The 15693-nt window shown below is 63.4% G+C and carries 14 protein-coding genes and 1 pseudogene; 14 read left to right on the plus strand and 1 reads right to left on the minus strand.

Translation table 11 applies throughout. The annotated features are described in order from the left end of the window. The 4 genes and pseudogenes from ACFRJ9_RS06785 to gnd all read left to right on the plus strand — a co-directional run. A pseudogene (locus ACFRJ9_RS06785) lies at positions 1-816 on the plus strand (tyramine oxidase); the annotation flags it as partial. Between the two features lie 268 nt (positions 817-1084). After that, positions 1085-2578, plus strand: coding sequence for an APC family permease (locus ACFRJ9_RS06790; RefSeq protein WP_377665757.1), 1494 nt, complete (start codon positions 1085-1087; stop codon positions 2576-2578). A 117-nt stretch (positions 2579-2695) separates the two neighbouring features. Next, positions 2696-3340 (plus strand): DUF5134 domain-containing protein, encoded by a 645-nt coding sequence (locus ACFRJ9_RS06795; RefSeq protein WP_377665759.1) that lies wholly within the window; start codon positions 2696-2698, stop codon positions 3338-3340. A 32-nt stretch (positions 3341-3372) separates the two neighbouring features. Then, entirely contained in the window at positions 3373-4257 is an 885-nt protein-coding gene (gene gnd, locus ACFRJ9_RS06800) for a phosphogluconate dehydrogenase (NAD(+)-dependent, decarboxylating) (protein ID WP_377665761.1), read from the plus strand. Positions 4258-4381: 124 nt separating this feature from the next. On the opposite strand, the gene ACFRJ9_RS06805 is transcribed toward gnd, so the two are convergent. Next, a complete protein-coding gene (locus ACFRJ9_RS06805; RefSeq protein WP_377665763.1) occupies positions 4382-5653 on the minus strand; it encodes a LuxR C-terminal-related transcriptional regulator in 1272 nt (423 codons plus the stop codon). 202 nt (positions 5654-5855) lie between these two features. Between ACFRJ9_RS06805 and tkt the strand changes: the two genes are divergently transcribed. From tkt to ACFRJ9_RS06855, 10 genes are all read left to right on the plus strand, one after another. Further along, positions 5856-8018, plus strand: a complete 2163-nt coding sequence (gene tkt, locus ACFRJ9_RS06810; protein ID WP_377665765.1) for a transketolase — start codon at positions 5856-5858, stop codon at positions 8016-8018. A 93-nt stretch (positions 8019-8111) separates the two neighbouring features. After that, positions 8112-9230, plus strand: a complete 1119-nt coding sequence (gene tal / locus ACFRJ9_RS06815) for a transaldolase (protein ID WP_377665767.1) — start codon at positions 8112-8114, stop codon at positions 9228-9230. 139 nt (positions 9231-9369) lie between these two features. Beyond that, positions 9370-10080: a ribulose-phosphate 3-epimerase gene (gene rpe / locus ACFRJ9_RS06820; RefSeq protein WP_377665769.1), complete on the plus strand. Its 711-nt coding sequence runs from the start codon at positions 9370-9372 to the stop codon at positions 10078-10080. 10 nt (positions 10081-10090) lie between these two features. Next, entirely contained in the window at positions 10091-10564 is a 474-nt protein-coding gene (locus tag ACFRJ9_RS06825; RefSeq protein WP_377665771.1) for a ribose-5-phosphate isomerase, read from the plus strand. 36 nt (positions 10565-10600) lie between these two features. Further along, the gene (gene fbaA, locus ACFRJ9_RS06830) at positions 10601-11620 is read left to right on the plus strand and encodes a class II fructose-bisphosphate aldolase (RefSeq protein ID WP_377665773.1); all 1020 of its coding nucleotides are present in this window, start codon (positions 10601-10603) and stop codon (positions 11618-11620) included. A 66-nt stretch (positions 11621-11686) separates the two neighbouring features. Beyond that, on the plus strand, positions 11687-12289 hold the full coding sequence (locus ACFRJ9_RS06835; RefSeq protein ID WP_377665775.1) for a hypothetical protein: 603 nt from the start codon (positions 11687-11689) through the stop codon (positions 12287-12289). 123 nt (positions 12290-12412) lie between these two features. Further along, positions 12413-13150 (plus strand): YcnI family protein, encoded by a 738-nt coding sequence (locus ACFRJ9_RS06840; protein ID WP_377665777.1) that lies wholly within the window; start codon positions 12413-12415, stop codon positions 13148-13150. Positions 13151-13313: 163 nt separating this feature from the next. After that, complete coding sequence (locus ACFRJ9_RS06845; protein ID WP_377665779.1) at positions 13314-14831, plus strand: PepSY-associated TM helix domain-containing protein; 1518 nt, start codon at positions 13314-13316, stop codon at positions 14829-14831. Positions 14832-14976: 145 nt separating this feature from the next. Further along, positions 14977-15339, plus strand: coding sequence for a cupin domain-containing protein (locus ACFRJ9_RS06850; RefSeq protein ID WP_377665781.1), 363 nt, complete (start codon positions 14977-14979; stop codon positions 15337-15339). Between the two features lie 98 nt (positions 15340-15437). After that, positions 15438-15686, plus strand: a complete 249-nt coding sequence (locus tag ACFRJ9_RS06855) for a hypothetical protein (protein ID WP_377665783.1) — start codon at positions 15438-15440, stop codon at positions 15684-15686. Positions 15687-15693: the final 7 nt, after the last annotated feature.

Genomic DNA, 15693 nt, shown 5'->3' on the forward strand with positions numbered 1-15693 from the left:
ATCTCCTTCATCGCCACGGTCGCGAACTACGAATACGCCTTCTACTGGCACCTGTTCCTGGACGGGTCCATCGAGTTCCTCGTCAAGGCCACCGGTATCCTCTCCACCGCCGGGCAGCAACCCGGTGAGAAGAGCCCCTACGGTCAGTCCCTGAACAACGACGGACTCTACGCACCGATCCACCAGCACATGTTCAACGTCCGCATGGACTTCGAACTGGACGGGGTCAAGAACGCCGTCTACGAAGTGGACATGGAATACCCCGAGCACAACCCCACCCACACCGCGTTCAAAGCCGTGGACCGTTTGCTCGAAACCGAACAGAAAGCCATCCGGAAAACCGATTCCGCCAAGCACCGCTTCTGGAAGATCGCCAACCACGAGAAAACCAACATCGTCAACGAACCGGTCGCGTACCGGCTGATCCCCACCAACGGCATCCAACTGGCCGCCGGAGACGAGTCCTACGTCTCCAAACGCGCCCAGTTCGCCCGGAACAACCTCTGGGTCACCGCCTACGACCGGACCGAACGCTTCGCCGCGGGCGAATACCCGAACCAAGCCACCGGCGCCGACGACGGACTGCACATCTGGACCCAAAAAGACCGGAACATCGTGGACCAGGACCTCGTGGTCTGGTACACCTTCGGCATGCACCACGTCGTCCGCCTCGAAGACTGGCCCGTGATGCCCCGCCAAAACATCGGCTTCATGCTCGAACCCCACGGCTTCTTCAACCAAAACCCCACCCTGAACCTCCCCTCAGGAACCACCCAAACCACCACCAACGACACCTGCTGCCACACCGGCGAATGACAGCCAATCCGCCAGCTCTAAGCAGTAACTGACTGAACACCGTTTGAACGAGGTCCCGGGGACGCCGCACGGCCCAGCCGCTACGGCTTTCCCCGGGACCTCGGCCTTTCAGCACCGAATTTCAGCGTGCGGGACCTTGAGGACAGTCCGTCCCTATCCCACAACCTTGCCGCGTACTTGGACGTTCCGGGCGGCGCGGTGTATCTCGAACGCGCCGGCGGGGGGCCGGCATCCCAAAAACCGACATCGTTGTCAAAGGAAGATTGTCATGAGCGAAAACCGTATGGATGGAGCCGACCACCTGAAAAGGTCAATCAACTGGAAACAGGGTATGGCTATTGCCTTGGGTGTGCCCTTGTTGATTTTGCCATCATTGGGTTACATGCCGTTGTATCTGTCTGCTGCAGCAATCCTTATCTGGGGGCTGTCTGTCCTCCAAGGTTTTATCCAAAACGCCGCGTACGCCGAAATGGCCACGACTTTCCCAAAGGCCTCGGGCTTACCTGGCTTCGCGCAACACGTATTTCGTTCCGAAAACTACAAAGGCAAGTATGACAAAGGCAAGTTGATTGGTGGCTTCACCGCTTGGAGCTACTGGTTTGGCTGGAGTCCGATCATGGCGATCTTCGCCATCCTGGTAGGAAATTACCTTCACGGGCTTTTCCCGATCCTGGGCGAAACCTTCACCGAATATCAGCTCGCATTGATCTCAGGTGTGGTCATGTTCGCGGGATTGTTTGTGGTGAACTGGTTCGGCCTGAAGGACGGCGCCATCCTGGGCTATATCCTGGCGGCTATTTCGCTGATTCCCCTGCTCATCCTGGCTGTGGCTCCTTTTGCGACCGGTCACGTTGACATGGCCAACATCACCGGCAACTGGTGGCCGGCGGACTGGTCCTGGGACGTGCACCATATCCTGATGCTCTTCGGCATCTTTGGGATTGCGCAGTGGAGTGCCTGCGCCTGGGAAACGGCAGCCATCTACGGCCCTGAATACAAGAACCCGTCCAAGGATGTTCCCAAGGCTCTGCTGGCCTGCGGCATCATCTGCCTGGTTTTGTATCTCTTGCTGCAGTCCGCCGTGATCGGCGTACTGGGCGTTGACGGTGTGATTGCCGAGCGAGTATCGCCCCTGATCCCGGTGGCCAATGCCGTCTTCGGCCAGGCCGGAACCATGATCACCATCATCATGCTGATCGCCGCAATGATTCTGATCATCCAAACCGCTTTCCTGGGTTCTTCCCGTGCCATGCACTCCATGTCCGCGGAAGGCAACCTTCCCAAGGTGCTGGGCCAAACGAACCGCCGCGGAACTCCGTGGGTTGCCATGTTGGTCATTGCGGTCTTCAACGTGGTGCTGATTTCCATGGGAAATGCGGCGGCAATCCTGGCCGCCTCGGCTATTGGCTACACGCTGGCCCACGGAATCAGTCTCTTCGCTTATGTTAAATCCAAGAATGATCCGCAATTCAGTGGATTGACAAGGCCTTTCAAAGCGCCCAAGGGATGGAAGAACGTAGCCCTGACTTTCGGATTGTTCAATGTGCCTCTTTGCCTGATCGGCGTCGTCTATCTGAACAGCCTTGAAGTCGGTTGGGCCTCCACCTGGGTGGGCTTCATCGTGCTGGCGTTGTATTTGCCCATCTGGTTGTTCACCCAGCACGAATTGAAGCGCCAGAACAACAAAGCCACGGCTGTCAGCCTTACTGAAAATGATGCAGAAAGTGACGCTGCGGCACTGGTTTCAATCTCCAACGATTGAGGCTGAGGGGTGGGCGGTCGGCATTTAGCCTGGCTACCGGCCGCCCCTTCCGCCAGCAATATTTCCACAGCAGTTCCTACCCCCATTCCTGACCCCAGTAGCGAGAGAGTGATCCACGTGTTCAACATCCCCGCCATAACCTGGACCCTCACCGTGGTACTGCTCCTGAGCGGAACCTGGCACCTCCTGCAGGCCCTCCGCCCCGGCCGCCGCACCACGGACCGCATCAACCAAGGCCTCCACGCACTCATGCACACCCTCATGGCCGCCATGCTCTGGAACGCCGCCCCCGGAACCACCCTGATCCAAATCCTCCTCCTGGCCGGCGCCACCTTCTGGTTCATCATCCAAGCCGTCGCCCGCCCCCACTACAAAACCTTCTGCGCCGGCACCAACGGCCGCCTCAAATGCACCTACCACGCCCTCACCATGGCCGCCGCAGCCCTCATGATCACCATGATGACCACCCCCACCACCACAAACCCCACCCCAACCACCACCGGCGCAGCCCACACCCACAACCACCACACCACCACCGCCGCCACGGGAACAGCCTTCGACAACACCCCCACCCTGGCCATCACCCTCACCATCATCTTCGGCACAGCCGCAGCACTCTTCCTCCTCCAACTCCTCCGCCGCCGCAAACCCACCACCAACCACCACACCACCAACCACCACACCACCAACCGCACCGAACACGGACTCGAAGCCACAGGCGCAACCATCATGGCCCTCATGTTCGCCACCATGACCGCCTAAAACCCCACCCCAACCCAAGAAAGAGTTACACCATGCACATCGGATTAATCGGTCTCGGAAAAATGGGATTCAACATGCGCCAACGGCTGCGCAACGGCGGGGTGGAGGTCACCGGCTACGACGCGAACCCGAAGGTCGCGGATGTGGCATCGGTGGACGAACTCCTTTCGGAGGTGCCGTCGCCCCGGATCATCTGGGTGATGGTTCCCGCCGGCGCAGTGACCGAAGCCGTTATTGCTGAGCTGGGCGAGAAACTCGCGCCCGGCGATTTGGTGATTGACGGCGGCAACTCCCGTTTCACAGAGGACCAGAAACACAGTGAGCTGCTGGCAGCCCGCGGCATTCGCTTTGCGGACTGCGGCGTATCCGGAGGGGTCTGGGGCTTGGAGAACGGCTACGGCCTGATGGTCGGTGGGGACGCGGAGGACATCGAGCGCGCCCTTCCGTTGTTTGACGCGCTGAGGCCGGGCGGTGAACGTGCGGACAGCTTTGTCCACGTCGGTGGAATCGGCGCAGGCCACTACTCCAAGATGGTCCACAACGGCATCGAGTACGGCCTGATGCAGGCATACGCGGAGGGTTACCAGCTCCTCGAGTCGAAGGCCATCATCACCGACCTGCCCGGAACCTTCCGCGCATGGCAAAAGGGCACAGTAGTGCGGTCCTGGCTCCTCGATCTGCTGGTCAAGGCCCTGGAAGAAGACCCGGGCCTGCGCAACATCGGTGACTACGTAGAAGATTCCGGCGAAGGCAGGTGGACTGTGGAGGAGGCCATTGCCAACGCCATACCCGCTCCTGTCATCACAGCGGCGCTCTTTGCCCGCTTCGCGTCACGTGAGGACAGCTCCCCGGCCATGAAGATGGTTTCCGCGCTGCGCCACCAGTTTGGCGGCCACGCCACGAGGCCGGCGGCCTAGCGTTCGCCAACAACAACCCATGCTTTGGTGTAGTTGATCAGCCGCGGGCTGCCTGCACTCCTGAAAACAGAAGAAGCGGGACGACATCGTCGCCCCGCTTCTTTCCGTGCCCCGATCCGGGGAGCTACGACTGCCGCAACCCGTGGCTGTGGGCCAGCGCGATCGCTTCGGTGCGTGATCCGACGTCGAGCTTTTTGAAGAGGTTCCGCACGTGGAACTTGACCGTGTTCTCGCTGATGCCCATGGACGAGGCGATGGTGCGGTTGCGGTGCCCGGAGGAGAGGTGCTGGAGCACTTCCAGCTCCCGGGCGGCAAGGTTCCATCCGGCGACATCCCCCGCCGGGCGCGCAGGCAGGTCCAGCGGAAGGGAAACGAACACGTCCGCACCCCAGCCCGACATGACGTCCATGCGCAACTGTCCGGTGAGGGCTTGGACCCGGCGGTCCAAACGGCTGATGTTCGGGTCCTCGGTTGTGAGCGCCCCGCCGCCGTCGTCGCGGACGTTGATCAGCAGGTTCTCGCCGTCGCAATCCCAGTGCGTGCGGATCCTGGTGACATCGGGCTGTTCCATCATGACCAAAACGAGGCCGCGGACGATGGCCCGTGCCGCGTGCGCAACTTCGCCCGGGAGGGCCCTGCCGTTCAGCGGCGGCTCGATGAACTGGACCTCGATGCCGCTGAAGCTGGTGAGCGGCCGCAGGTCTTCGCGCAGGCGTTCAAAGGCTTTAGCCACCGGTTCCTTCACCAAATCCGTGGTGCGGTCGCTGTGGGTGCGAAGTCCCACCAGTGCCCTGGCGGCGAGGTCGGTGACGGTTGTGCGGGCGGTGGCGGCGTCCAGGGAGGACGAACGCAAGGCGGCCAGGAGGGTTTCCAGGGTGGTGGAATGCAGGTCGGTCAATTCGGCGGTTACGCGGATGCGTTCGGCTGAGGCCGCCCGCGATTCCAGCAAGTACGACGGCGGCGCATCCGCCACCTTCTCCTGGATCCGCTTGGCGGTGATGTCCCACAGGTAGCCCACCAAGTCCAGGTAGGCGTTGTCCGGACCGGTGGAAAGGGGGTCCGTGATCACCAGCAGCGCGTTGCTGGGGGCGTGCTTGAGGGCCAGGGCATGCCGGGGCTCGCCGGCGAGTTCGGCCTCGCCGAACCAGGGGCCGTCGTCCGGAAGGGCAGCGCGGAGCGTGTCCAGTTCAGCGATGGAGACGTGGGAAGTGATGTTTTCCGCGCCGGCTTTTTTCTGCGGACGGCCAGTGCAGTCTTCGGTGAAGATGACCAGCGCGCTGCTTCCCACTGCGGGGAGCGTGGCTTCGCGCAGGCGTTCAGCGATCTGGGACAAGGGGGCATCGGCCAGGGCTGCCACGGAACGCAGCAGCGGCCAAGGAAGGTCTGAAGGGGACATGGCAAATTCCTTGCTGGGCTCATTGGTGGCTGCGCGACAGTGCGAAACCTACCGGGGCGAAAAAGCACCCTGTCCAAAAGTGTAGTCAAAAACTGTCAGAAAACAGTGTTACTCCTACCCTTTTATTTCGGGAATATGGGTACCAACCACAAAGCATGAATGCGGCCGCTCTGGCCGACGACCACATCAAAGGGGATTAATCGTGAATCCAACAGCAAGCACGGTGCTGACTTTCAGTAACGCAGATCCTGAAACCGCAACGCTCGACTGGACGTCCGAGGACCAGCGCGCCGTTGACACGGCCCGCGTGTTGGCTGCTGACGCCGTGGAGAAGGTCGGCAACGGCCACCCTGGTACGGCGATGAGCCTGGCTCCGGCGGCGTACCTGCTGTTCCAGAAGCTGATGCGCCACGACCCGCGGGATCCGGACTGGATCGGCCGTGACCGGTTCATTCTCTCCCCGGGCCACTCTTCCCTGACCCTGTACATCCAGCTGTTCCTCTCCGGCTACGGCCTGGAACAGAAGGACCTTGAGGCCCTCCGCACCTGGGGCTCGCTGACCCCGGGCCACCCCGAGTACAAGCACACCGCCGGTGTGGAAATCACCACCGGCCCGCTGGGCCAGGGCCTGGCGTCCTCGGTAGGTTTCGCCTACTCCCAGCGCCGCCAACGCGGCCTGTTCGACGCCGATGCTCCCGCCGGCGAGTCGCCGTTCGACCACACCATCTGGGTCATCGCTTCCGACGGCGACATCCAGGAAGGCGTGACCTCCGAGGCGTCCTCGCTTGCCGGGCACCAGGAACTGGGCAACCTCGTAGTGGTCTACGACGAGAACCACATCTCCATTGAAGATGACACCGACATCGCTTTCACCGAGAACGTCCTCAAGCGCTACGAAGCCTACGGCTGGCACACCCAGCGCGTGGACTGGACCAAGACCGGCAACTACGTCGAAGACCTCCAGGAACTGTACTCCGCACTGCTCGCGGCCAAGGCAGAGACGACCAAGCCGTCCATCATCTCGCTGCGCACCATCATCGGCTACCCGGCACCGAAGAAGCAGAACACCGGCAAGATCCACGGCTCTGCACTGGGTGCCGAGGAAGTCGCAGCACTGAAGACCGTGCTCGGTTTCGATCCGGCCAAGTCCTTCGACGTTGACGAAGAAGTCCTGGCACATGCCCGCAAGGTTGTTGAGCGGGGCACGGTTGCCCGCGAGCAGTGGGACGCGGCTTTCAGCGCTTGGCAGGATGCCAACCCCGAGGGCGCGGCCTTGCTCGAACGCATCGAGGCCAAGAAGCTTCCGGCCGGACTTGCCGATCTTTTGCCCGTATTCGAAGCGGGCAAGGAAGTATCCACCCGCGCCGCCTCCGGCAAGGTCCTGAACGCCATCGGTCCGGTCCTTCCCGAGCTCTGGGGCGGTTCGGCCGACCTCGCGGAGTCGAACAACACCACCATCGAAGGCTCGCCGTCGTTCATCCCGGCCTCCCGTTCCACCGACACGTGGAAGGGCAACCCGTACGGACGTGTTCTGCACTTCGGTATCCGTGAGCACGCCGCGGCCTCGATCGTGAACGGTATCTCCCTGCATGGACGCACCCGTGCGTTCTCCGGAACGTTCCTGATCTTCTCCGATTACCAGAAGCCGGCCATCCGCCTCGGCGCCCTCATGGGTGTCCCGTCCATCTACGTGTGGTCGCACGACTCCATCGGCCTGGGCGAAGATGGACCCACCCACCAGCCCGTGGAGCAGCTTTCCACCCTGCGTGCCATCCCGGGCCTGGACGTTGTCCGTCCCGGCGATGCGAACGAGGTAGGTATCGCCTGGAAGACCATTCTGGAGAACCACACGAACCCGGCCGGCATTGTCCTGACCCGCCAGAACGTTCCCACGTTCGCCCGCGGCGCAGGCGCAGCATCCGGTGACACCTTCGCTTCCACCGCCGGTGTGGCCAAGGGCGGATATGTCCTGGCCGAAGCCTCCAAGGACGGCCAGACCGTTGACGCGCAGGTCATCCTGATCGCCACCGGCTCCGAGGTCCAGCTCGCCGTGCAGGCCCGCGAAGCCCTCCAGGCCGAAGGTATCGCAGCCCGTGTTGTGTCCATGCCCTGCGTTGAGTGGTTCAACAAGCAGGACGAGGCTTACCGCGAGTCCGTCATCCCGGCCGCCGTGAAGGCCCGCGTTTCCGTTGAAGCCGGACTGGCCCTGGGCTGGCGCGAATTCGTTGGCGACGCAGGCCGCTCCATCTCCCTGGAACACTTCGGCGCCTCGGCCGACTACAAGCGGCTCTTCAACGAATTCGGCATCACCGCCGAAGCCGTAGCCGCCGCGGCCAAGGACTCCCTGGCCGCAGCCAACAACTAACACCCCTGCAGGGGCGGCGGCGCCGCGCTTGTACGCAAGGCGTCCCGCGGCGCCTCCGTCCCTGCCCCGACTTTCGAAGGATGAACACAAGCCATGACCACAACTCCCACCGCGCAGCTTTCCGCCGCAGGCGTTTCCATCTGGTTGGATGACCTTTCCCGCGAACGGCTGTCCAGCGGCAGCCTGCAGAAGCTCATCGACGAAAAGAACGTTGTTGGTGTCACCACGAACCCGTCCATCTTCCAGGCCGCGATCACCTCCGGCAAGGACTACGAGGCAAAGATCGCCGAGCTCGCGGCGAAGGGCGCCAGCGTTGAAGAGACGATCTTCGAGATCACCACCGCGGATGTGGCCGACGCCTGCGATCTCTTCGCTCCGATCGCCGCTGCCACCGACGGCGTTGATGGCCGTGTGTCCATCGAGGTGGACCCCCGCCTGGCGTGGGACACCGAAGGCACCATCGCCGAGGCCAAGCGCCTCTACAAGAAGGTGGACAAGGAGAACGTCCACATCAAGATCCCCGCAACCTTGGAAGGGCTGGCCGCCATTACGGCCACCCTGGCTGAGGGCATCAGCGTCAACGTGACCCTCATCTTCTCCCTGGAACGCTACCGCGCCGTCATCAATGCTTTCCAGACCGGCCTGAAGCTGGCCAGGGACAACGGCCACGACCTCTCCAAGATCCACTCCGTGGCGTCCTTCTTCGTCTCCCGCGTGGATACCGAGATCGACAAGCGACTGACTGCCATGGGCACCGCCGACGCCCTGGCGCTCAAAGGAAAGGCGGGAGTCGCCAACGCCCGTTTGGCCTACCAGGTCTACGAGGAACTGTTCTCCACGGAGCGCTGGTCCGTCCTGGCTGCGGCAGGGGCACGCCCTCAGCGCCCCCTGTGGGCCTCCACTGGCGTCAAGGATCCGGCCTACCCGGACACGCTCTATGTGACCGAGCTTGCCGCTGCCGGAGTGGTCAACACCATGCCGGAAAATACGCTTGACGCCACGTTCGACCACGGCGTTGTCACCGGTGACACGATTTCGGGGACCTACGACGAAGCCAACCAGGTCCTCAATGCGCTCAAGAGCCAGGGCATCTCCTACGCCTTGGTGGTTTCCATCCTTGAGTCCGAGGGCCTGAACAAGTTCGTGGCCAGTTGGAAAGAACTGCTGGCCGACGTCGAAGGCGCCCTCGCCGCTGCCCGGAAAGCTGCCTGAGTCTTCCTCCCCGGCGCCCCTGCACAGTGCACCTCTCGCGAACAGCACTGTGTACCGGCACCATCGCGTGGAGACCCCCTTGCCGGGGTCTCCACGCCCTTTACTGCAAGCTCTGACCGTTTACCGAAAGGCAGACACCATGTCCGCTTCATCCTTGAAATGCTGTATCAACCCCAGCATCCTCTCGGCCGACTTCGCCAACCTCGAGGTCGAATTGGCCCGCATCAGCAACGCCGATGCCGTGCACGTGGATGTCATGGACAACCACTTCGTGCCGAACCTGACCATCGGCCTGCCTGTGGTGGAACGGTTGCAGAAGGTCAGCCCCGTGCCGCTCGATGCCCACCTGATGATCGCCGACGCCGACCGTTGGGCTCCGCAGTTCGCCGACGCCGGGCTGGCTTCCGTGACTTTCCATGTTGAGGCGGCGATGGCTCCCATCAAACTCGCCAGGGAACTCCGCGCCAGGGGCTCGAAAGCAGGCATGGCATTGCGTCCGGCCACCCCGGTGGAACCGTACCTGGACATGCTGCCGGAACTGGACATGCTGTTGCTGATGACAGTGGAACCGGGTTTCGGCGGCCAGGCCTTCCTGGACGTCGTCCTCCCCAAGATCCGGCGCGCCCGTGAGGCCGTGGAGGGCTCCGGCGTGAACGTTGCCATCCAGGTGGACGGCGGAATCACCGAGGAAACCATCATTCGCGCCGCGGAAGCCGGGGCCAACGTCTTCGTGGCCGGCTCAGCCGTGTACGGCAAGCCGTCGCCTGCGGACGCGATTGAGTCCCTGCGGGCCAACGGGCAGCTGGCCTTCGCCTCGAAATCAACCACCCCTGAACTCCAGAAAGCCTGAAGGACCACTGATGCGCGTTCACATCGCAACCGACCACGCCGGGCTGGAGCTTAGCTCGCACCTCATCAGCGAGCTTGCTGCCAGCGGTTATGAAATGGTGGACCACGGTCCCACCTCCTATGACCCGGAAGACGACTACCCGTCCTTCTGCATCGAGGCCGCGACCGCCGTCGTCAATGACCAGGCCGCAGGCGTGGACGCCTTGGGGATCGTGCTGGGAGGTTCCGGCAACGGAGAGCAAATCGCCGCGAACAAGGTCAAAGGCGTGCGCGCGGCGCTGGCCTGGAACCTGGACACGGCAGTGCTGGCCCGGCAACACAACGACGCGAACGTGGTGGCTGTCGGGGGTCGCCAGCACACGGTGGAGGAGGCAACGGAGCTGATCAGGGCATTCCTGGCCGAGCCGTTCACCAACGCCGAACGCCATGAACGCCGGATCGGCAAAATCGCCGCTTTCGAAACCACCGGCGTCGTCGCCGACTAACTTTGGGCTTCGAGCAAGCCCAGCATAGGAGTCACCATGCCCATTGCAACCCCAGAGATTTACTCCGAGATGATCGATCGTGCGAAGGCTGGCGGTTTCGCTTTCCCCGCGGTCAATGTGACGTCGTCGCAGACTCTGAATGCTGCGATCCGCGGTTTCGCCGAGGCCGAGTCCGATGGCATTATCCAGGTTTCCACCGGTGGGGCAGCCTACTGGTCCGGCGCTTCGGTCAAGGACATGGTGGCCGGTTCGCTCGGGTTCGCCGCGTTCGCCCGTGAAGTTGCCAAGAACTACAACGTCAACATCGCCCTGCACACGGACCACTGCCCGCAGGACAAGCTCGCGGATTTCGTTTTGCCGTTGCTGGCTGCTTCCGAGGAAGCGGTCAAGGCCGGCAAGGATCCGATCTTCAACTCGCACATGTGGGATGGTTCGCACGAGACCCTGTCGGAGAACCTGCGGATCGGCCGTGAACTGCTGGAGCGTGCCGCTGCTGCGAAGATCATCCTCGAGGTTGAAATCGGCACTGTTGGTGGCGAGGAAGACGGTGTGGAGAACGAGATCAACGAGAAGCTTTACACCACCACCGAGGATGCCCTGGCCACGATCGAGGCGCTGGGTGCGGGTGAGCACGGCCGCTACCTGACGGCGCTGACGTTCGGCAACGTGCATGGTGTGTACAAGCCGGGCAACGTGAAGCTCCGCCCGGAACTGCTTAAGCAGATCCAGGCCGAGGTTGGCGCGAAGATCGGCAAGGAAAACCCGTTTGATCTGGTCTTCCATGGTGGTTCGGGTTCCACGGAGCAGGAGATCGCGGACGCTGTTTCCTATGGTGTGATCAAGATGAACATCGACACCGACACGCAGTACGCGTTCACGCGTCCGGTGGCCGGTCACATGCTGGCCAACTACGACGGTGTCCTGAAGATCGACGGCGAGATGGGCAACAAGAAGACCTACGATCCCCGCGTCTGGGGCGCTTCGGCCGAGGCCGGCATGGCCGCGCGCATCGTCGAAGCAGCCCAGCAGCTCGGATCGGTCGGCAAGACCGCGTAACGTCCCATGGGCCGGCCCGCGCGCTAAGTAGTATGTGATGGACCTGAGAACCGGGAAGGAGCACCCATGAAGACGAGTGCTTCTTTCCGGTTGCTCCGCACAGCCGTCATCGCTTCCCTTATTTTCGGCTTGGCTGCCGGCGGCCACCTGGCTGGCGGCGGAGCGCTTCCTGACCCTGCAATTCTCTTGGGACTTTGCGCTTTGACGGTGCTGCCCGTCGCGATCCTCACCAAGTTCCGATTGTCCTTCCCCGCCCTGGCAGGCCTTCTCGGCGCCGGACAGGCGTGGTTGCACTGGGCTTTTCATTCCCTTTCCGCAGCTCCCGCTGGAGCGGCCCCGGTCTCCGGCCACGGCCACCATGCCGCTGGCCCGATGCTGGCCGCCTTTGGGTCGGGAAACCATGTCCAGGCTCCTGCCGATGACTGGCAGATGTTCGCAGCCCACGCACTCGCCACAATTGTTACCGCGGTGGTTCTTGCCCGCGGCGAACGGGCCCTATGGGCGTTGACGGCCTGGCTCAGGCCGTTGATGAAGCTGCCCGAGCCGTGCGTGATCGTCCCGGCCCGCGTGCCTGGGCCGTGCACGCCCCCGATCGTTCTTCCCCGGGACCAGTTGGCCCGGCGGATACCAGCGCGGCGAGGTCCGCCGGCGATGATGGCCGCCGTCTGACCCTGCATCCCACTCAACTGAGGGAGCACCTCACAGGAACAGGATCAGGCGGCACAGCACCGCCGGCCCGGGCCACTGCCCGGCCGGGCTCCCATCACTCGTTCTGTGAAAGGCATCCCTGCCATGAAGACCTCATTTCGCCGTACCCTGAAAACCCTCTCGGTTGCCACCCTGGCTGCCGGAATCCTCGCAGCGGGAGCAGCAGCTGCGTCAGCCCACGTTCATGTGGATCCAGAAGACACCGCCGCCGGTGGTTACACCCACCTGACGTTCAGCGTCCCCAACGAGTCGGCCACGGCAAAGACCAACAAGCTTGAAGTAGCTTTGCCCACTGACACCCCTTTTAACTCCGTGTCCGTGAAGCCCGTGGAAGGCTGGACCGCGCAGGTTGTCACCGCCGATTTGCCCAAGCCCGTCACGGTCAATGGAGCCACGGTGACCAAGGCGCCCGGCTCAGTGGTGTGGACCGCGGACGCCGCGCACCAGATCGGCCAAAACGAATACCAAACCTTCTCGATCTCCGTGGGTGTCCTGCCTGACGCCGGTACCACCATCACCCTCCCCGCGACGCAGAGCTACACGGACGGCACGGTGGTGGCATGGGACCAGAAAGCGGTGGACGGACAGGCTGAGCCGGAGCACCCGGCGCCCTCCTTCGTGACCACGGCAAAGGACGCCGAGGCAGCGGATCACCATGCGGCAACTACTGCTTCAGCGACGCCGGCCCCGGCTTCAGCCACGTCGTCTGCCTCTTCTGACGGAGGTTCGACGGCGGGTTGGTTCGGTCTCGCTGCCGGCTTGGTGGGACTTGCCGCAGGTGTGACTGCCCTGGCTCGCACGCGCCCCGCGAAGCGCGACTAACCCTGCCCCCCGCGCACGCGCTCAAGTCGCGCCGCGCCGTCGTCGGGCCCCCGCGCGCGTGCCCGCCCTTCCCGACTGAGTGGCAGATGAGGCCCTTTGGAGCGCCCAAAACAGCCTTTGCTGCGACCTGGTTGGATCCACAATCTTCCCGAAGGACCATCCCATGACTCTCTTGACCAAGCCCCCGGCCGGGGCACCCGACTCACTCGACCCATCGCCCGCAGCATCGCCGGATCCCCGGGCAACACCGGACCGCGGCTGGTTCCGGGCCTTCCTGCTGCGGATCCATTTCTACGCCGGCATCCTCGCCGGCCCGTTCCTGCTGATCGCCGCCGTCAGCGGGGGCCTGTATGCCATGGCGCCTCAACTGGAACAGGCCATGTATGCCAAGGAACTGCGCGTTCCGGCCGTGGCTGATCCGTTGCCATTGTCGGTGCAGGTCAAGGCCGCGATGGACCAGGCCGGGGGTGCCGTGCCAGTGACGGTGCGGCCTGCTCCCGGACCTGAAGACACCACCAGGGTCCTGTTTGCTGACCCGAGCCTGGGCGAATCGACGTACCGGACACTATTCGTTGACCCCGGAACGGCCCAGATCCGCGGAGATCTCCCCACCTACGGCAGCAGCGGCTCATTGCCTGTCCGGACGTGGATTTCCAACCTGCACCGGTCGCTGAACATGGGCGAAGCAGGGCGTGTGTACAGCGAACTCGCGGCGTCGTGGCTATGGGTCATCTCGCTGGGTGGACTGCTGCTGTGGATCGACCGGATCCGGCGAAAGCGCAGCACCGCCACAGCCGCCGCCAAGCCGCGCCCTGCTGCGGGCCGGGCCCGCACCGTTTGGCTACACGGCACCACCGGCACAGTGATGTTGGTGGCCTTCTTGTTCCTCTCCGCCACGGGCCTGACGTGGTCGGCAAACGCCGGAGCCAACGTCGGCATGCTGCGCACCGCTCTGGACTGGACCACGCCGAGCCTGAAGACCACGCTGACTGGACAGGATGCCGCCCCGGCAGGCGACCATTCGGGCCACGGGGCTCCGGCCGGCACCACCCCGGCGGCCGGCACCGCCCAAGCCGCCGATCCCAAGCAAGCCGCCGCAACAGTGACTCCCTTCGACCCGTCCCTTTTCGACACAGTGACCGGCGCCGCCCGTGCCGACATCGTCACCGCACCCATCGTCGACATCAAGCCGTCCACCAAACCGGGCACCGCATGGTCGGTCACCGAGGCGGGGCGGGAGTGGCCCGCGACAGCCAACGCCGTGGCCGTGGATCCCTCGACTGGCCACATCACGAACCGCCTTGATTTCGATGATTTCAACCTTGCGGCGAAGCTCACCCGCTGGGGAATTGCCGCCCACATGGGGCTGCTCTTTGGCCTGCCGAACCAGTTGGTGCTCTTGGGGGTGGCCCTCGGCCTGGCTGCCATGGTGGTGTGGGGCTACGTGATGTGGTGGAAGCGCCGCCCCACCCGCGGCAGCGCGTGGGCGGTTGGCCGTCCGGCGCCGCGCGGTGCGTTCCTGCGCGGTCACTGGGCTGGTGTCCTGGCGGCGATCGCCATCATGGTGGCCGTCGGCTTCTTCCTGCCCCTGCTGGGCTGGAGCCTGTTGGTGTTCGTGGCCCTGGACGCAATGGTCGGGGAAGCCAAACGACGACGCCGGGCTACCCGCCCAAACGGATAGTGCAAAACAGTCCCGATTGAGGGTTTTAGCATCGCGGATAAGCCAACAAGATGGATATAAGCCGCGGACCTCATCCACCGAGCCGCCGGAACTCCACAGAACCGCCGGGACTGCACCGGCGGGAACAGCAGAAAGGCAGATCCCTATGGCCACAACATTCCAGCCCAAGGAACTCTTCGAGACAGACCTGGAGAAATCCCTCCTGGGTCAGCCCTTCGCTGAGGTGCTGGGTGACGACATCGCCGTGCGCATGGCCGTCCCCTTCGCCAGCGACGATTCGCGCATCCTTTCCGGCGTCTGGGAAGCCGCGCCGGGTCTCTCCCGCTGGGAATTCCTGGAGCGCGGTGAAGTGATCCACGTCCTCGAAGGCCGCATGGTAGTCACCGAAGACGGCAAGGATCCGGTCACCGTAGAAGCCGGAAACGCAGCCTTCTTCCCCATTGGCTGGCAGGGAACCTGGGACATCAAGGAACGCATCCGGAAGTTCTTTGTGATCTTCAATTCCTGAGCATCTTCACTTCGCAACCCTCACACTACGAACGACGGCGGCTGCCCCCGCCGTCGTTCGTGCGTGGTGAGGTTTGCTGGCCTGTCAAAGGAAAAATCGTGCAACTACGCCCCCACCCCGCTTCCTTCGGAATCGACCACTGGCAGAAAGTCTCGGACTGGACGCAGCTCGCCCCCAAGGATGCTGTCACCATCGTCCGGGCCGACGGCACGTCAATCACCGGGTCCATCGATGTGCTCGCCGATGATTGCAGCGTGTTCTGGATCATCCAAGACGAGGGACGCGGCCGGAAGATGATCTGCTGGAACGAAGGCTACTCAGTGGTGGCCATGGATCCCCGCGGCTGACGGCAGC

The organism is Paenarthrobacter sp. NPDC056912 (genome assembly GCF_042786555.1).
Classification (GTDB): domain Bacteria; phylum Actinomycetota; class Actinomycetes; order Actinomycetales; family Micrococcaceae; genus Arthrobacter.